At 36.9% G+C, this 18143-nt stretch carries 19 protein-coding genes; 6 read left to right on the top strand and 13 right to left on the bottom strand.

Going from position 1 to position 18143, the window contains the following annotated elements; genetic code table 11:
* Positions 1–8 precede the first annotated feature (8 nt).
* From MMG00_RS10500 to MMG00_RS10485, 4 genes are all read right to left on the bottom strand, one after another.
* Entirely contained in the window at positions 9–1145 is a 1137-nt protein-coding gene (locus tag MMG00_RS10500) for a hypothetical protein (protein ID WP_242148091.1), read from the bottom strand.
* Positions 1146–1172: 27 nt separating this feature from the next.
* Positions 1173–1919: a fimbrial biogenesis chaperone gene (locus tag MMG00_RS10495; RefSeq protein WP_242148089.1), complete on the bottom strand. Its 747-nt coding sequence runs from the start codon at positions 1917–1919 to the stop codon at positions 1173–1175.
* 7 nt (positions 1920–1926) lie between these two features.
* Entirely contained in the window at positions 1927–4470 is a 2544-nt protein-coding gene (locus MMG00_RS10490) for a fimbria/pilus outer membrane usher protein (protein ID WP_242148087.1), read from the bottom strand.
* 94 nt (positions 4471–4564) lie between these two features.
* Positions 4565–5095, bottom strand: a complete 531-nt coding sequence (locus MMG00_RS10485; RefSeq protein ID WP_242148085.1) for a fimbrial protein — start codon at positions 5093–5095, stop codon at positions 4565–4567.
* Positions 5096–5493: 398 nt separating this feature from the next.
* Between MMG00_RS10485 and MMG00_RS10480 the strand changes: the two genes are divergently transcribed.
* Positions 5494–5925, top strand: coding sequence for an IS5 family transposase (locus tag MMG00_RS10480; RefSeq protein WP_242148083.1), 432 nt, complete (start codon positions 5494–5496; stop codon positions 5923–5925).
* Positions 5926–5981: 56 nt separating this feature from the next.
* Here MMG00_RS10480 and MMG00_RS14370 read toward each other — a convergent pair whose 3' ends face one another.
* The 4 genes from MMG00_RS14370 to MMG00_RS10465 all read right to left on the bottom strand — a co-directional run bounded on the left by MMG00_RS14370 (position 5982) and on the right by MMG00_RS10465 (position 7632).
* Positions 5982–6332 (bottom strand): transposase, encoded by a 351-nt coding sequence (locus MMG00_RS14370; RefSeq protein ID WP_432805944.1) that lies wholly within the window; start codon positions 6330–6332, stop codon positions 5982–5984.
* Between the two features lie 56 nt (positions 6333–6388).
* Positions 6389–6721, bottom strand: a complete 333-nt coding sequence (locus tag MMG00_RS10475; RefSeq protein WP_242148081.1) for an IS630 transposase-related protein — start codon at positions 6719–6721, stop codon at positions 6389–6391.
* 73 nt (positions 6722–6794) lie between these two features.
* Complete coding sequence (locus MMG00_RS10470) at positions 6795–7220, bottom strand: integrase core domain-containing protein (RefSeq protein WP_242148079.1); 426 nt, start codon at positions 7218–7220, stop codon at positions 6795–6797.
* Positions 7177–7632 carry an HTH domain-containing protein gene (locus MMG00_RS10465; RefSeq protein WP_242148077.1) on the bottom strand — a complete coding sequence of 152 codons (456 nt, stop codon included), beginning with the start codon at positions 7630–7632 and terminating at the stop codon, positions 7177–7179. Before MMG00_RS10465 ends, MMG00_RS10470 begins: the two co-directional genes overlap by 44 nt.
* Before the next feature lie 32 nt (positions 7633–7664).
* Here MMG00_RS10465 and MMG00_RS10460 point away from each other — a divergent pair, with 32 nt between their 5' ends.
* The gene (locus MMG00_RS10460; protein ID WP_242148075.1) at positions 7665–8630 is read left to right on the top strand and encodes an alpha/beta hydrolase; all 966 of its coding nucleotides are present in this window, start codon (positions 7665–7667) and stop codon (positions 8628–8630) included.
* Between the two features lie 141 nt (positions 8631–8771).
* Here MMG00_RS10460 and MMG00_RS10455 read toward each other — a convergent pair whose 3' ends face one another.
* The gene (locus tag MMG00_RS10455) at positions 8772–9299 is read right to left on the bottom strand and encodes a YagU family protein (protein ID WP_242148072.1); all 528 of its coding nucleotides are present in this window, start codon (positions 9297–9299) and stop codon (positions 8772–8774) included.
* Between the two features lie 254 nt (positions 9300–9553).
* Between MMG00_RS10455 and MMG00_RS10450 the strand changes: the two genes are divergently transcribed.
* Complete coding sequence (locus MMG00_RS10450; RefSeq protein ID WP_242153261.1) at positions 9554–10357, top strand: integrase core domain-containing protein; 804 nt, start codon at positions 9554–9556, stop codon at positions 10355–10357.
* A 186-nt stretch (positions 10358–10543) separates the two neighbouring features.
* On the opposite strand, the gene MMG00_RS10445 is transcribed toward MMG00_RS10450, so the two are convergent.
* On the bottom strand, positions 10544–10882 hold the full coding sequence (locus MMG00_RS10445) for a zinc ribbon domain-containing protein YjdM (protein ID WP_242148070.1): 339 nt from the start codon (positions 10880–10882) through the stop codon (positions 10544–10546).
* Between the two features lie 348 nt (positions 10883–11230).
* Here MMG00_RS10445 and MMG00_RS10440 point away from each other — a divergent pair, with 348 nt between their 5' ends.
* Positions 11231–11917 carry a phosphoglycolate phosphatase gene (locus tag MMG00_RS10440; protein ID WP_242148067.1) on the top strand — a complete coding sequence of 229 codons (687 nt, stop codon included), beginning with the start codon at positions 11231–11233 and terminating at the stop codon, positions 11915–11917.
* A gap of 545 nt (positions 11918–12462) precedes the next feature.
* Here the strand turns inward: MMG00_RS10440 and gltS are convergent.
* A complete protein-coding gene (gene gltS, locus MMG00_RS10435) occupies positions 12463–13710 on the bottom strand; it encodes a sodium/glutamate symporter (RefSeq protein ID WP_242153452.1) in 1248 nt (415 codons plus the stop codon).
* A gap of 289 nt (positions 13711–13999) precedes the next feature.
* Here gltS and lolA point away from each other — a divergent pair, with 289 nt between their 5' ends.
* Positions 14000–14686, top strand: a complete 687-nt coding sequence (gene lolA, locus MMG00_RS10430; protein WP_242148065.1) for an outer membrane lipoprotein periplasmic chaperone LolA — start codon at positions 14000–14002, stop codon at positions 14684–14686.
* Positions 14686–16014: a replication-associated recombination protein A gene (locus MMG00_RS10425; RefSeq protein ID WP_242148062.1), complete on the top strand. Its 1329-nt coding sequence runs from the start codon at positions 14686–14688 to the stop codon at positions 16012–16014. Before lolA ends, MMG00_RS10425 begins: the two co-directional genes overlap by 1 nt.
* Positions 16015–16128: 114 nt before the next feature.
* On the opposite strand, the gene MMG00_RS10420 is transcribed toward MMG00_RS10425, so the two are convergent.
* Together MMG00_RS10420 and gltX are read right to left on the bottom strand one after the other, a co-directional pair.
* Positions 16129–16569 carry an OsmC family protein gene (locus MMG00_RS10420; protein WP_242148060.1) on the bottom strand — a complete coding sequence of 147 codons (441 nt, stop codon included), beginning with the start codon at positions 16567–16569 and terminating at the stop codon, positions 16129–16131.
* A gap of 94 nt (positions 16570–16663) precedes the next feature.
* Positions 16664–18082: a glutamate--tRNA ligase gene (gene gltX / locus MMG00_RS10415; protein WP_242153449.1), complete on the bottom strand. Its 1419-nt coding sequence runs from the start codon at positions 18080–18082 to the stop codon at positions 16664–16666.
* Positions 18083–18143: the final 61 nt, after the last annotated feature.

Here is an 18143-nt window from a genome sequence, read left to right as displayed (position 1 = left end):
ATTTCCATTTATCTAATATCAATTAAATATCGCATTACTACAGACCACGGGCTACCAACCACTGCCCTTTCTCCAGGATTTCCTCTCCACTTTACTCTGACAAATTGTGTAGACTCTAAGATTGATGAAGGCCCTCCTAAAGCACCAAAATCGACAACTTCACCACTACTAAAAGGAATTTCTGTTTGTGTTCCTGGGGCCACCCTATATATACCCAATGAAGTTCCATTATTAAGATATACTCTATTTCCAGCAACAGAATATCCCGTTGGGCCTGATTCTACAGTTAATGTTAACTTTGGTACCAATATTTCTTGATCACAAGTGCCAACATTTTGACGAGCTCTTCTAATAGTAAATTCAATATCTGATGACACTCTCTCCCCGCCATTATTAAAAACGGTTTGATCAACTTTACCAAAATCAAATCTTTTAGGCGATACTAAATATTGATAGTTAGGCATACAAGCCTGAGGATCTGGTAAATCTGGGTCAGTACGATATCTTACTGCATAAGTTACTATAGTACCAGATAGATCAAACAGCTGATAATACGATACATTAGGATCAAGTACAATTGCAGAATTTCGAGTTCCTATAAAATCGCTTTGATGGTTAACGCCTATTGTTAGGCATTGATTATTAGAATAAGTATAATAAGGTGTCCTACCAGTTCCTACAGAATAACCAACAGAATTTGCTCCTGAGAAGTATATCGATAATGAACTGACCAGTTCACTACCTGGCGCAAAAGTAGTACGAGGACATAGATCAGGGCTTGTAGCAGTACCAATAGTCATAGTACTAATCAGAACCCAGAGTCGATTATGAGTAGTATCGTTGGGACCTGAAGTAGGATTAGTGTCTGCCATTAAAGCTCTTACTTCATTTATAAAATTCCCTCGGTCACCTGCAGGTGGTAAAATTGGACCTATAGTTCCGGAACCAGTACAATGAACATTAAAAAATAGGGTATTTCCATCTAGCCCCTTTCCCTGATTTAAATCAAAGACTGACCTATATGAATTATTAGTATCACCAACAATATATCCGGTTGGCACGCATATTGCATTAGCAACTGATCCTAAAGCATACAGCATAATTCCATAAAATATAACCAATAAGTAACGTTTTAGCTTTAACACAACACAACACCTCTTCAGCCCTAATATTTATTTTTTAACTCTAGCTCTTCTAAGCTCATCTGCATATTCGCCATAGCAGATATTGGATGAATTACAACTATAATTCATTTTAATAGATGCGCCATAATCATCAATTAGTAACATTGAAAAGCTATTACCGGCATTAAAGGATCTAACCTCACTAGTCCCAAAAGGTTTTAAATTTATATCTTTTTCTACCGTCTTACCCCTTGCATCTACAAAACCATAAATCACACTATAAAATGGTGATGGATTTTCTAAGACAATAGTATTAGTTCCCGTCTTTTTAACAACAATATCTATAAACCATTGATTCTCTTTATATTTTGGTAATCCTGCTGGTCTGTAAAACAATTTAAGTTTAGATTGAATAACCATACTTACTTCATTAAGATTATCTGGAGATTTAGGTGGAACTCCAACAACATTAAGAAAATACATAGTCTCTCTATCAGATGCTAAATTAGCATCTGATCCAATCGGACTAATTCGAAGCATTTTTTCTTCCTGAGGATCTAATCTTTGTAATACAGGCAAAGCGGCTAACGGTGAGACAATTTTTTGCCCCCTCTCATCTTCAATCCATGCTTGAGCTAAAAAGGGGGAAACTGAATCTTCATTTCTAAGAACTAATGATTGAGAACTTCTAGTAGACGCATCAAAAATTATTCTTGATCTATCAAAGCCGATCTGAGCTAAAGAAAATTTCGAAAATAAAATAGTACTTACTAACAATAAAACAATTTTTTTCATGTTTATCCTAATTACATAATAAATTATTAATATCTTTCGAGTTTAAAGACTTCAAATTCAATTCACAAGAAAAATCGCCCCATTTGACAAAATACAGATCTCTTTTATTAATTCCGACCAAATAAGTCAACCCATCCTCTGATACAATCGAAAGAGGATTATCCTCACCTTCTTTTAAAACTACGGCGCCAAAAGGAGGGTAACTACCATCAGATAAAGTAATAACTGCTATAGCTTTATCACCAGTCACTCCTCCTAATGGGCGATATGCTATTGTACCTGTCGCTACTGCAACATTAACAACACCATTTTGAATTTCAACATCATCTGGCAATCTATCATTATCAACACGGTAGGTCCCATGATAGTAACTTGTAAGATTAGAAACCCCCATTAAACCGAAGATATTACTTTTCTCTTTATCTCGCCCTTCAAGAGAAACTCCTGGTACACCTGCATCTAGTATTAAACGACTCTCATCGCCATATACTCGTTTATGAGTTGCTATACCATGTTGTGTTAACGTTAAAGACCCATCGAATGATGCTCTTAGGCTTTGTCTGTCTTTGGTATAATCTCCCGACAAATACAATTGCCCATAACCTGTTTCCTTACTATATGAGCCCGAAACTGTGTAATCAATACTTCCACTAAAATCACGCTTATTCCTTGCATTAATACCTAATGCATAGTTATCTCCAACTCTATTGTAGCCACTATATCTTACGCTCTGAGTAACATCTTTAGCATATGAATCATAGTTTGCAGAATATGTCGCCGTTCCCCTACTAGAAATTAGATCATCTAAGGGCATAGTTACATAAAAACCAATTTGATTAGATCTTGTATTTAAATTATTTTTAGTTTGAGAGAGACTAAGACTCAGCATTGTTCCGTAAAAACTACCATCTCTAATAGTTCTATTAACGGTAATATTATAAGCACTATCACCTTGACGATTCCAATAGCTAGACTTTGATAAAGTGCCTGATATACCCATGTTCCACTCAGGAATTGAATAAGAAAGACTCACAGAAAGACGGTTTTTTTCTATAAGAGTATCTCTAAATCCAGCATCCTTATATGTGATATAATTATTTAAAGTGGTAAATTGACGACTTGAAAATCGATAAGCTGCAATATTCAGTGCTATATTATCGTCGAATCGTTTTGCATAGTTAACTCGAAAACTATTACCTCTATAATTTGCACCTTCTTCTGTTTTTATAGCTTTATTCTTAGCCCGTGTATAATCTAGAGAAATAGCACCAAACTGCCCCATGTTCACCCCTAGCCCTAAATTTAGAGCTAGATATTCACCATTAGTAAGAGCTTGCCCACCACTATAAATAGAAAGGTAATTAGTAATCCCATATGAGATATCACCCGAAATGACTTTAGCATCTAATCCTTCTACTTTACGATATGGATCTAACTTACCTGCATTTAATGAATAACGCATCCCCCCCTTACGAGTCAAAAAGGGAACACTAGCCACTTCGAAATCGTACGTTTGAACTTCTCCGTTACTTTCCTCAATCTCTACATTTATTAAACCATTTACATAAGAAGGAAGATCACTTATAACGAAGGGGCCAGGAGGAACTTGAAGCATCCTAACAACCCTACCATACTGCCTAATTGTTACTATAGCATCAGTTTGGGCTGTTCCTGTAACTTGAGGGGCGTATCCTTTTAAATAGGCAGGCATCATATTTTCATCACTATATAGAGATATCCCCTTAATTCTCACATTATCAAAAATATTACTTCTTAAAGAGAGTTCCCCCATATAAAGCTTGGAGTTTAAAGATGGTATATCAGTAAAAGCATAAGTTTGAGTCCAATCTAATTTATTACCATATTTTTGAGATGAATTATATTGATAATCCGACCTAAAACGAAAACGACCTATATTAAACCCTGCTGTACCATTACTTCGCAAAGATGTATCACTCACTCGACCAAATCCACTATAATTACTTCTAAAGTGACTCCAGAAAAGATTATAATCCAAAACAACGCCTGCAACGCCGTAATCTCTTTCTGCTGGGGTTACCCAATCAGGATCTATAGGGCCTAAATATTTTTGAGGTATTATCAAATTTAATCTTTGGTTTCTAGGATTAAACTCAGCATGTATTGACTGATCAACTGCTTGAAACGGTCTACATTCTTGTCCATCTACCTCTATGACCACTTCATTTTGAGAGGTTTTTGGTAAATACTCTTTTCTTAAAGCAAGTTTTTGAATCAAAGCATCTGTAAAACAAACACCGACATCATCATCATCATCATTGGAATAAAAAAGTACGGGATATCCTCTTGAAATCATTTCGCTATTAAGTTGAAGATCAACAACATACTCTCCCACAATTCCTTGATTACTACTTTTGGAAAATGCACTCAAGTCAACATTATCAAATCCTAAGCTCTCTAAAATATTATTATCAAACTCGATCATTTCAGGTTCAGAATAGGCTACAGCTCCAAACATATTCAATAACAGAGATGACAGAAATATTTTTTTAAATAATTTGTTAGTTGACATAAGAGAATCTCTTTTCAAGGAAAAAAAGCAATACAAAAAGTGTCCCCTAAAACAAATAGGGGCGCACTTTCACATTACCTAAATTGTTTACTACTTATTTATAAACAGCATTAAATCTTAAAGCTTGTTTTACAGTACCTGGAGTTGCGTCATCAGCACTCAACTTAACTGTACGACCTTGAACTAGTAATGTGCTACCTGTCGCTTGAAGTGCTACGTTAATAGGCGCATCTGCTGTTGCTGGAAGTAATGGAGCGCCTGCAACTTGAATTTCAACACCTACGTTAGTTGCTGTACCTTGATTGCTCCAGAATCTGTTATTCGTGCCAACACCAGTTGATTTAGCAAAAGATACATCAACAGATGAAATCGCATCATTGCCAGTTCCTAAATCACAGTTGATAAAGCGAATAGATCCTTGACCCCATTCACCTGTAGCTGTTGCACCAGCGAGATCTCTTACAGTATAAGAATAAAGTGGTACATTTTCACTAGTCATTGAACATGCTGCAGTAGTCACTTCACCAGAAAAAGTAATTTCACCACTTGATGAATTTTCAAAAGTTTGTGCAAATGCGCTTGAGAATAATGTAGTTGCAGCAAGTGCTAATACAATTTTTTTCATAATTTATACTTCCTATTAAATAATTAATTAAATTTTAACTATTAATTTAATATGATTTCTTTAAAAAAAATAAACACAATCAATTAACAGTAGAAATATTATCTATAAATAATAAACAATATCAATCATCAATAATTACTCACAAAAACAAATATCTAAAAACACCAGCAATATCAACGGTTAAAAAAAGAATAAAGATCAGCATCCCTTAAAAATTTTCCAAAAAAAGGGATTATTTACAAATAAATGGTAATGTTTACACTGAAAATTAACAGCGCCACTGATATAGTTATTTGTTAGAAATCGACAAGTTGTTTAGGGTCTATTGAACATTTGGAATAAAAAATAGAGAGTTGTAAAACGTAATCATCAAAAAAACATTACAAACTCTCTATTCTATGCCCCAAACGTTACTGAATGACCAGCTTTGGTTGAAGCTAAAACCTATTCTCCTAGATTTAAATATTTATGACAAACCAAATTTAAGAAATATTTTCACAGGCATTTTATTTCGCCTTAAAACAGGCTGCCAATGGCGCTATCTTCCCGAGTGCTTTGGAAAGCCTAATACGGTTTTTAAAGCTTTTAGGCGATGGTCCAAGCTTGATAAGTTTTCTAAAATATTCAAAATGTTAATTCAAGATCCTGATATGGAATGGCTATCCATCGATGCGACTCACATCAGAGCACACCAAAGTAGTGCTAGGTCTTCTAGCCTAGAATCTCAAGCTATTGCCAAAAGCGCTGGCGATAATAGTACTAAAATCCATCTTATAGTGGAATCGGTTCAAAAAAGACTAAAAAATGCTTCCTCAAAATTCGAGGAATAGCGTAATATTTCTCTCATTTTTCGCTTTAGGATTGCCCAGTATTTCTCTATAGGATTTTAATTTGGCGAATATGGAGGCAAGAGTAATAATCGATGCCCTGTTTTTGAAAGAATCTCTTTCAATTGGGATTTACGATGAAATCTAGCATTATCCATAACAATAATGCTATTTTGAGGTAGCTCTGGTACTAAGTGGTTTGTAAAACAATATTCAAACAGCACACTATCCATAGTGCCCTCATATTGAAATGGGGAAATTAATATTTTTCGATGAATTAAACCTGCTACTAAACTTGTCCTACGAAATCGTTTGCCACTTACAAAACCTTTGATTATATCGCCTTTTAAAGCTCTCCCATGCGTGCGATAAAGGTATTGATCAAAGCCCGTTTCATCTAAATAAACGATTTTTTCTTGAGGAAGATTTGTGATAATTTCTAAAAATGCTTTAACTTTTTTTGATCCTATTCCCGATAAATTGTACTTTTCTTTTTATGCTTAAAACCAAGTTTAGTAAGCGCTTCATGAACAGAAGATGTCGCACATTGAAAAACTTCAGCAATTTCAGAAAGATAAGCATCAGGATGTTCCAAAATATAGGCTTTGAGTTGAATCGGATCAATTTTTTTAAAGTTACATCGGCGAACAGGATCCTCTAAAGATCCTTCAGCCATTTTTTTCCGCCATTTCTTAATACTCGAAGTTGAGATATTAAACAAACGAGCCGTTTCAGTAATACTTTTACCCTCATCAAGAGTATTTAAGATGCGTTTTCTAAATGAAATTTCGTAAGCCATAATTTCCTAGATTATTTGGGTTTTCTTGAACCGAATTTACTATATTATCATCTGTTAGAAATCGGCGGGTTGTTTACACTTCAGTGTTAAAATAATTTTCTAAAACTTCATAAGGCGTTAAACCATTAATACCCTTATGAGGTTTTACTGTGTTGTAATAGTTCAAAAATCGTTTTAGCTTCTTTTTCCGATCATCTGAACTGATAAACTCCTCCTGATTATGCCACATTTCCATGAGTGTTCGAATGACTCTTTCTGCTTTTCCATTCGTTTGAGGGCAAGCTGGCTTTGTAAACTTTTGATTAATCTTATGTGTTAGACACATTTCGACAAAGGCATGTTCTGATGTACCTTTATACTCACGACCATTATCCGAATAGGTGCATTCTACAGTATAGGGACACTGTTCTAACAGATCCCATCGAAGAAATTCAGCAGCACTAAACTGTGATTTATCAGGATAAATACCGGCATGCATAAAGTTCTCTTGAAAAATCATCAATTCCTACAAATAAATACTCTCTAGTGCGATTTTTAAGATCTCCTTTTAAAAGAGGGAGCCGTTTAGTATCCACATGGACCATCTCGCCAGGATAGTTTTTGTTATAACGTTTAGCCCTCTTTTTAAGTTTCTCTTCAATAGATTTTTCAATCTTTGCAAGACGTTTAATGCCATACTTAATTGTTCTATAACGTTCATTTTTACTAGCTAATGGCACAAACAAGTTCAATCTACCTTGTTTTAGTACTTTATAGATCGTAGGTCTGCTTACCATAAAACGCTCAGCTAGATAGGTTACGGTAAATTTTTCTTGATGATGTAATCGCCAAATCTCTTCTCGATGAAACGGCGTTAATTTTGTTTTTCGATGGATATTCATAACAGTATTTTCTCCTAATACTGTAAACAACGCGATAAAATCCTACAGGTAATAGTGTTACTTTGCATTCTAATGTATTAGATGAAGATCGTATTATTCAAGTAGCACTTCCTGCCTCTTATGATGAATTTTCGACACAGACTTATCCTGTTCTCTATTTATTGGATGGGGAGAGTAATTTTTATTATTTAACCGGTATGATCAATAAGCTTTCAAGAGCTCCTTATCCTGCAATTCCTGAGATGATTGTGGTCGGTATCGTTAATACAGATCGTACTCGAGATTTAACACCTTCCGTTGTTTTGCCGGAAGCTGGTGAAGATGTTACGAAAGAGCGCGCAGGTAGTAAAAATGGTGGTAACCCTGAGTTCTTCCAGTTTTTAGAAACAGAAGTGATGCCGGAAATTGAGAAGAATTATCGCACTTCAGATTACACTGTATTTGTCGGTCACTCCTTTGGCGGCATTACGGCGTTAAATCATTTGATTAATGGGCAAAAAAAGATGAAAGCTTATATTGTTCATGACCCAAGTATTTGGTGGGATTCTGGTGAGATGTTAAAACGCTATCAAGCTTTAAAGGGAAGTGAAATAGCGCCGACGAAGCTTTTTGTTACGCAAGCTGGGGAAGCTGTAAAAGATGGGCAATTAGATCATTATAATAATGTACAAGGATTTAATGCCTATATGGAAACGGCACCCATTAAGGGCTTAGATTATGCTTTTATTGGTTATGAGGGTGAAGATCACGGTAGCGTTCCGATGAAAGGAAATTTAGATGGCTTACGTTATGTCTTTGATGGTATGCGTTTAAATATTAAAGCCATTCCAGATAATCCTGATTTGATTAAAGAGCAATATGCAGTATTAAGCGACTCTTTAGGCGTTAAAATGGAGCCTAGTGAACCTTATTTAGCAGCGGTGATTTCTTACATGAAACGTATTGAACGACCTGATTTAGTCTCTCATTTAGAAGCGTATGCAAAATCTCTTTACCCTAATGGTAATATTGCTCAAGGTAGTAATTAATTTTTATTAAGGTTTTTTTGAGACTTTTAGATTGAAGATATTTGGCTGATCCTTACGATATAAAGTTATCGATCAAAGTTAAAGTGAGAATATAAAAAAGCTATTTCTAGGAAGAAGTAGCCTTTTTATATGGGGTAAGGTTTAAGCAATTTGAGGATCAGGCAGCTTAGTAATGCGATTACGTAGATCTCTTCGGATAATTTCTATTGTCCATATCCAAAGAGGGGTACCGATTAATTCAGAAATTATTCCATCTATAGGCACATTAAATGGGGTGCTAGATAATCCTAAAATGGGAAGAATTATACCGTGGGCGCCGATGGCAATAATTAATCCAAATATAACTCCTTGAAGCATTCTAACCTTAGGAAATATCTCTGATAAAAAACAATACATCACAGCAATAACAATAGAGAAAAGAATATGTACAGCATTTCCAGCCCACGCAACAGTTTGATCTGAAAAAGTATACACATATTCGTTGACATGAACTCCAAGCTTTTCTAAAAGTTCTACTGGAGGCGGTATTGTATTTGGGGATCTTGGTGGAAGAATTTCTTCAGAACCCGATTTAACTAGAGCAGAGATAAATCCTGCAATAATACCTATAAAAACAGCTAAGCTATAGCGGCGCTCAGTCGCTAATGTCGTACTAAATAACTTATGCATAATTTATTCCTCCGCTCATAAATGGGAAATAGTGTTAATAATAGTGGGAATTTATTTTGGTATCCTGTAGGTTTATAATGCCTTCTTTTGGTGTTATTACATAATCAGTAATTTTTATGGTTATTTTTAAAGTAATAATATTTTTTATCTTTTATTTAGGGTCTGTTGAACATTCAAAGTTGAAGGGATGCAATATATTGAATAACCTGTAGGATTTTATCGCGTTGTTTACAGTATTAGGAGAAAATACTGTTATGAATATCCATCGAAAAACAAAATTAACGCCGTTTCATCGAGAAGAGATTTGGCGATTACATCATCAAGAAAAATTTACCGTAACCTATCTAGCTGAGCGTTTTATGGTAAGCAGACCTACGATCTATAAAGTACTAAAACAAGGTAGATTGAACTTGTTTGTGCCATTAGCTAGTAAAAATGAACGTTATAGAACAATTAAGTATGGCATTAAACGTCTTGCAAAGATTGAAAAATCTATTGAAGAGAAACTTAAAAAGAGGGCTAAACGTTATAACAAAAACTATCCTGGCGAGATGGTCCATGTGGATACTAAACGGCTCCCTCTTTTAAAAGGGGATCTTAAAAATCGCACTAGAGAGTATTTATTTGTAGGAATTGATGATTTTTCAAGAGAACTTTATGCCGGTATTTATCCTGATAAATCACAGTTTAGTGCTGCTGAATTTCTTCGATGGGATCTGTTAGAACAGTGTCCCTATACTGTAGAATGCACCTATTCGGATAATGGTCGTGAGTATAAAGGTACATCAGAACATGCCTTTGTCGAAATGTGTCTAACACATAAGATTAATCAAAAGTTTACAAAGCCAGCTTGCCCTCAAACGAATGGAAAAGCAGAAAGAGTCATTCGAACACTCATGGAAATGTGGCATAATCAGGAGGAGTTTATCAGTTCAGATGATCGGAAAAAGAAGCTAAAACGATTTTTGAACTATTACAACACAGTAAAACCTCATAAGGGTATTAATGGTTTAACGCCTTATGAAGTTTTAGAAAATTATTTTAACACTGAAGTGTAAACAACCCGCCGATTTCTAACAAATAACCAATACTTTTGAGTCATTTTTTAAAATTAATGAAAATGAATTTTTTCAGTAAAAACAATAGGTTATGTGTCAATGTTCAACAATCCCTAGAGAAAAATAAAACCCCAGACAGATATGAATGGGGTTTGATAGATCTAAGTATTAACTAGATGCAGATATTTAAGCTTTTTTCATAAACTCAGATTTAAGCTGAAGGCTTGTGCCATTGACTTTACAGTCAATATCGTGATCGCCTTCGATGATGCGAATACCTTTAATTAAAGTACCTTGTTTGATGACCATTGATGATCCACGCACTTTAAGATCTTTAATGACAGTAACAGAGTCACCATCAACGAGTGGTGTTCCGTGTGCATCACGAGCGGTTAAGCCCGTCTCTTCTTTGGGTGCTTCTTCTTTAGTAGACCATTCATTGCCACAATCTGGGCAAAAGTAAAACTCAGTGTCGGTATAAGTATGTTCCATTCCACATTGTGGGCAAGGCGGTAAGTTATGCATTGTTACGCGATCTCCATGCAAGATTGAAATGAGTACCGAGCTGTTCGGTAAAAGGGCAATATACCTAAATGTTCTTTAAAAATCGAGTGGTTAACAGTTTTAACATGTAAATTTTGAAAATCATGCTGATATTTATCTTAAGTAAATGTTTCTGCAGTTTTTGTGGCACGTGATTTTTATACTAGAAAGGTTTTATTCGGCATATTTTTATAAATAGTTTTCTTATCAATAAAAGAAACAGTAGTGTTTTTTTAATGGCTTTTTATGATTTTAAAATTATTTCGCTTACAATATGCGCATGAAAATTTTTCATTACTAGTTTCACTACGACAGTTTTAGGAGACGAGCATGAATTTAGCAGTAAAAGCAGTCGCTTTTGATTTAGACGGGACTTTAATTAATAGTGCAAAGGGATTAGCTGAAGCCGTTGATCAGACTTTGGTAGAGTTAGGCTATGAGCCTGTTGGCTTTAATCAGGTTTCTGTTTGGATCGGTCATGGCGCAATTAATTTAGTAGAAACGGCGCTAAAACATATTGATCCATCAGCCGGTATTCAGAAGTTTGAAGCAGGGTTTGCGCTCTTCACAAAATTTTATACTGAGATCCTAAAAAAAGGGAGCGAAGTATATCCTCATGTATATGAAACGTTAGAGGCATTAAAATCGGAAGGCTATCAATTAGCGCTTATTACCAATAAACCTTCACGTTTTCTGCCCACTTTACTAGCTGAACTCAAAATGACAGATTATTTTGATCTCGTTTTAGGCGCTGATGATGTTGCTGCGAGAAAGCCTCACCCAGCACCCATTTTCTTAACACTAGGTCATTTTGGACTTCGTCAAGAAGAATTACTATTTGTTGGGGATTCTCGTAATGATATTGATTCGGCAAAAGATGCAGGCGTACAAACGATAGGGGTAACCTATGGTTATAACTTTGGGCGATCAATTACAGCAGAGAATCCTACTTATGTCATCAGTGATATGCTTGAGTTATTACCAATTGTGAATCTATTTTCTAGTGTAGACGCTTAAATTATTCAAAATGTGTCGTTTAAGATGAAGCTCGTGTTATGAGTTTTTATCACGTTCTATCATTGAATATCTACTATGACATCTTTATATAGTGAAATAGGTTCAAAACAGGCTGATTGAAATGCCGGCGAATCGGCTATTAATAATCAGAAATATGTGCTGTCCGGCATTTTGTAAGTGCTGTTTAATACGTATTTTTATAGATTTATGCAAGGATAGAGGGAATGTTTCGTATGTTTTCTATCGTAAAATCGGTTTAAAAGTGACTGAGCCAGATTGCCGGCGCACCAGTTATGATAAGTGCAAAAACCATTCTATTTGGTATCGTACAAGCTGATTTGATTCCCCCGTTGTCCTGTTTTTACTTTTAAGATAGTTTTTCTTAAACCGAATCGACTCTAAAATCCCGTGCCAGCTGGTTAAGCCTTGCTTTTCATAAACCAATTTTACTATAGTCATCTATTGCTGCACTTGGAGATCAAAAAAATCCCGCAATCAGTTTGATCACGGGATTTTTTGATTGTTAGTTTGTATTTTATAAAGAACTAGCTACCAGCAGTGACGGCTACTTGTGGAAAGATCGGTAATAAGAGATAGAGCTTAATGACGATGACGTTCACAAGGTCTATAAAGAATGCTCCTACCATCGGAACCACTAAGAATGCTTTAGGTGATGGACCAAAACGCTCTGTCACTGCTTGCATGTTGGCAATTGCAGTGGGGGTTGCCCCTAAACCAAATCCACAGTGACCTGCTGCAAATACTGCACCATCTAAATTTTTACCCATTACTGTATAGGTTATAAAAATCGCATAAAGTGCCATGAAGCAAGCTTGTACGGCAAGGATAATAATCATTGGTACAGCGAGTGATTTAAGCTCCCAGAGTTTAAGGCTCATAAGTGCCATAGCTAAAAAGAGTGATAAGCTCACATTACCGACAATAGAAACTGAGCGCTCAAAAATGATCTGCTTGCTAATAAGTGATAGAGCATTATTGATAATAACCCCTACAAAAAGTACACAAACAAAGGTCGGTAATGCAAATTTTGTAGTGCTTAGAGCTTCTGAAATCAAAGAACCTAAGGCAATAGAGATTAAAACCATGGTAATCGTCTCAAGAAGCGCTGTTGACGTGATACGGCGGCTACGGCGAGGTTGTTCAAAAGCGGTAATGTTATCAGAAGCTTCTTCCGGTTTACTATTTAAGATTTCATTATCAAGTTCAGGTTGGCGTTTACGAAGTAAGAATCTTGCAACAGGACCACCTACGAGCCCTCCTAAGACTAAACCAAAGGTTGCACAAGCCATAGCAAGCTCTGTTGCATTAGCAAATCCATATTGTTTAGAGAAGACATCTCCCCAAGCGGCCCCTGTTCCATGTCCTCCTGAAAGGGTAATTGAACCTGCGAGAAGCCCCATTAAAGGATCAAGTCCAAGTGCTGAGGCAAGCCCAACGCCCACGCCATTTTGAATGATTAAGAAAAGTACCACCACTAAAAGGAAGATCACAAGCGAAAGCCCGCCAGAAAGAAGGCTTCTAAAGTTAGCATTGAGCCCGATAGTTGCAAAGAACATGAGCATTAAAGGGGTTTGTAACACGGTATCGAATTTAACTTCAAAATCGAAATAGCTCTTAAGAATTAAGATGGTAAAAGCAACAAGTAAACCACCAGCTACAGGGCTTGGAATTGTAAATTTGTCTAGTGCGGGGATTTTTGCAACAACGATACGGCCTAGAAGAAGGGTTAAACAGGCCATGACCATCGTGCCATAGACATCGAACGATATCATGTTTGAGCTTATCATTAGGTGACTCCTATAAATTTAATTTGTTATAAAATTTTTAATATCCTGTTTTATTAGCTAATCAGAAATTGATATGAAGACATATTTGGTAAATATGGTTCAAAACTATTTCCATTAGGTCAATAACGATAAAAAATAAAAATATGGCAAGACCCCGATTGTTATCGCCCTAGAATCATTAGGTTTTATCCCTTTTGATGATTCTATAACAAGGGTTGATCTGCTATACTCACTTATCTAAAACTTTGTAGAAATTAACCAAAGGCTGGCATCTATGATGAAAAATATCTTAAAAATAATCTTACCGGCAGTGATGACAATGGCACCTATGGGAGCACTTGCAGATCAGCGGTTTGTTGTCGATTATTTCAAAAATTTTCAGACGCTAGAGGCAAACTTCACACAAGAGATTATCACTAAAGATCGTGAAGACACAACTTCTGGACAGTTAATTATTGAAAAAGAGCCTTCTACTAAAGAGCAAGATAACGGGGCACAATCAGCTAAAGGGAATTTGAATAATAAGCTCCAGGGGCCTAAGTTTTTGTTTGATTATACAAAGCCTTATCATCAAATTTTAGTCAGTGATGGTAGCAAATTTTGGTTCTACGATGTGGACTTAATGCAGGTCATTATTAAGCCGGTAAAAGAGGTTGTTAACAATCCTGTTTTACAAATATTATTAAGTGATAAAACGTTAGATCAAAATTTTAATATTAAAACAGTTCGTGATCGCAGAGAATATCTTTTAACACCTAAGGTACAAAGTGGTGATATGCAAATTACAGATATTCAGCTTATTTTTGCGAATCGTAAAATCTACTCCTTTAAAGTCGAAGATGTGACTGGGCAAACGATCTCTTTTGTGATGAGAAGCGTGGTAGAGAATAAGCCTGTTGATTCTTCAGTTTTTGATTTTTCGATTCCTAAAGATGTCGATATCATTAATGAGACAAAGTAATGAGTGATCTGTTTGATAATCTGATTGAAGAGGCGAATCTTAAGTTCTCACCTTTAGCAGATTTAGCACGTCCGAAACAATTAAGCGATGTTGTGGGGCAAAAACATCTTTTAGGCGAGGGAAAGCCACTTTATGAAGCCTTTAAAGGTGGCGTGCCGCATTCGATGATCTTTTGGGGTCCGCCTGGTGTTGGTAAGACCACCATTGCCAATTTAGTAGCACAAGCCTTCGATGCGGAGTTTATCTCCCTTTCTGCTGTTTTCTCTGGGGTTAAAGAGATCCGTGAAGCGATTAAAGAGGCAGAAAGCTATCGGTTACAAGATAAACGCACCATTTTATTTATCGATGAGATTCATCGGTTTAATAAGGGGCAGCAAGATGCGCTACTTCCTTTTGTAGAATCAGGCTTAGTCACTTTTATTGGCGCAACTACAGAAAATCCCTCTTTTGAGATTAACCAAGCACTTTTATCACGAGCTTTTGTTTATGTGCTAGAACCGCTTGATGACGCTGCGATTTCAGAGTTAATAGATCGTGCCTTAGAACGCTATTATCCGGAGTTTTCAATAGAAGAGACTGGTAGAGAGCTACTCATTCAATATGCCGGCGGTGATGGAAGGCGCTCTCTTAATTTACTACAGCAGCTTTTGACGTTTGCTAAAAGCCATGATGAAGTTATGGTAAGTCGAGCGCTTGTAGAGAAGACTTTAACAAGTCAGCCGAAGAAATTTGATAAAGGCGGTGATTATTTTTACGATCAGATCTCAGCGCTTCATAAATCGATTCGGGGCTCAGACCCTGATGCCGCGCTCTATTGGTTTTCCTTAATGATGGAAAGTGGTGTTGATCCCCGTTATTTAGGTCGCCGAATTCTAATGATTGCATGGGAAGATGTGGGATTAGCCGATCCTCGTGGCACGCAAATTGCTACAGATGCCCTAACAACCTATGAGCGCTTAGGTAGCCCTGAAGGGGATTTAGCTTTAGCGCAGGCGGTTATTTATCTCTCTTGCGCTGCAAAATCTAATGCCGGCTATTTAGCCGCAAAAGCTGCGCGTCACTTTGTTGCCGGCGATCAAACCCGCCCTGTACCGTTTCATCTTCGTAATGCACCCACAAAACTTATGGCAGAACTTGGTCATGGCAAGCATTACCGCTATGCGCATGATGAGCCAGGTGCCTATGCCGCTGGGGAATATTACTTCCCAGAAGGGATGCAAGAGATGAAATGGTACGAGCCGACTAATCGAGGTTTAGAAAAGCAGATTGGTGAGAAGCTTAAATATCTTGAGTCATTAGATGAAGAAGCAAGAAAAGGACAACGTTAAGCCTGCTTATTTAATGAATGATAAATAGTAAGAGATTTGAGATTTACAAAAGCCCCTATCTTCAATCAATCTTGAAAATAGGGGCTTTTTTATATGAGAATTGGTTAATGGTTATTAAGCAATCGTAATTGCAGATTCTAATGCCGGAGTATTAAGCATTGAGTCTGCCACAGGGCAAGTTTGATCGACAAAAGCGACTAAGGCTTCAATATCCTCTTTTTTAGATGAAGATTCAAAACGATAAGTGGTTTTAACTTGGCTAAGACCGATTTTAGCTGCTGAATTTAAGCCTAAAAAACCATCTGTATCTAGCTCGCCATCAATTTTGACAGAGATATCGGTAAAGGTGACATTGAATTTTTTCGCATAGCTTTTAGCAACAATACATTTACAAGCACCAAGCGCACCTAGTAGCGCTTCAATGGGCGTCATGCCGGCATCACTACTGCCAAACTCTTTAGGTTCATCTAAGATGATGGAGTGTTGACGTGCATTCACTTTAACACGTAACTGATCTTCTAATATTGCTTCAACTGTCGTAATTTCTTTAGCCATGATTCTTCCTGAATTTTTGATGAGACGATAAAAAGCCCCGCTATGGATAATTGCGGGGCTTTTGCATTTGTAAATTATCTTTAGCTTTATGAGCTTAGATCATTGCAATCGCTTTTTCAAGGCGCTCAAGCGTACGCTCTTTTCCAACAAGGTAAAGCGTCTCATCTAAGTTTGGTGAGTTTGTACGGCCAACAATAGCTGTACGCAGTGGCATTCCCACTTTTCCCATTCCTACTTCAAGATTTTGTGTGACTTGTTTTACGGCTGCATCAAGAACTTCAGGCTCCCACTCAGACAGCGCAGAGAGAAGGCGAACGAGCTCTTCAAGAACAGGTTTTGATGCTTCTGTGATCTGTTTAGCTTTAGCTGATTCATCCATTTCGATCTCATCAATAAAGAGATATTTGATCATCTCCGCAAGCTCAACTAATGTTTCAGAACGTTTAACGTGTGCTTCTACCGCTTTTGTTAAGAAGTTATCAAAAGCTGGTGTATCTTCTGTTGCTACGCCGATTTTCGCAAGGAATGGTTTAAGAAGCTGCGCAAGTTCTGCGGGATTTTTCTCAATCATATAATGCTGATTGAGCCAGAGCAGTTTTGATGTGTTAAATGCACTTGCTGATTTGTTCACATTTTTAAGATCAAAGAATTGCACCATCTCATCCCATGAGAAGATCTCCTGATCACCATGTGACCAACCTAAACGCACAAGGTAGTTAATTACCGCTTCTGGTAAGAAACCGCGATCATAATATTCCATCACGCCAACGGCGCCATGACGTTTAGAGAGTTTTTGCCCATCATCCCCAAGAATCATCGCAAGGTGCGCAAATTGCGGTACAGGTTTCCCCATCGCTTTAAATATATTAACTTGACGATAAGTGTTATTGATATGGTCATCGCCGCGAATAACATGGGTAATTTCCATATCCACATCATCCACAACCACGCAGAAGTTATAAGTAGGAGAACCATCACCACGAGCAATAATAAGGTCATCAAGTTCGCTGTTTTGAACACTTAAATTGCCATGAACAAGGTCAGAGAAGCTTGTAGCACCCATTTGTGGGTTTTTAAAGCGCACAACAGGTTTAATACCTTCAGGAATCGTCGGAAGCGTTTTCCCAGGCTCTGGGCGCCATGTCCCATCGTAACGAGGTTTCTCTTTTTTAGCTTCCGCCACCGCACGCATCTCTGCGAGCTCTTCTTGGGTACAGTAGCAGTAGTAAGCGTGACCTTTTTCAAGTAGCTCTTCGACAACCTCTTTATAACGATCAAAACGTTTAGTTTGATAGTAAGGACCTTCATCGTAATCAAAGCCAAGCCACGCTAAGCTCTCCATAATTGCTTCAACAGCTTCAGGTGTTGAGCGTTCAAGGTCAGTATCTTCAATGCGAAGGACTGTAGTCCCTTTGTTATGTAACGCAAAAAGGTGAGAAAAAAGCGCAGTTCTTGCGCCACCGATATGAAGATAGCCCGTTGGAGATGGGGCGAAGCGAGTTTTAATCATAATAATTGATCACACTGTCCGTTTTAAATAAAAATGAATAAAAAAAACCGATTTATGCGGATAT

This window comes from Ignatzschineria rhizosphaerae, assembly GCF_022655595.1.
Lineage (GTDB): Bacteria > Pseudomonadota > Gammaproteobacteria > Cardiobacteriales > Wohlfahrtiimonadaceae > Ignatzschineria > Ignatzschineria rhizosphaerae.
This window is presented reverse-complemented; position numbering and strand designations above follow the sequence as displayed.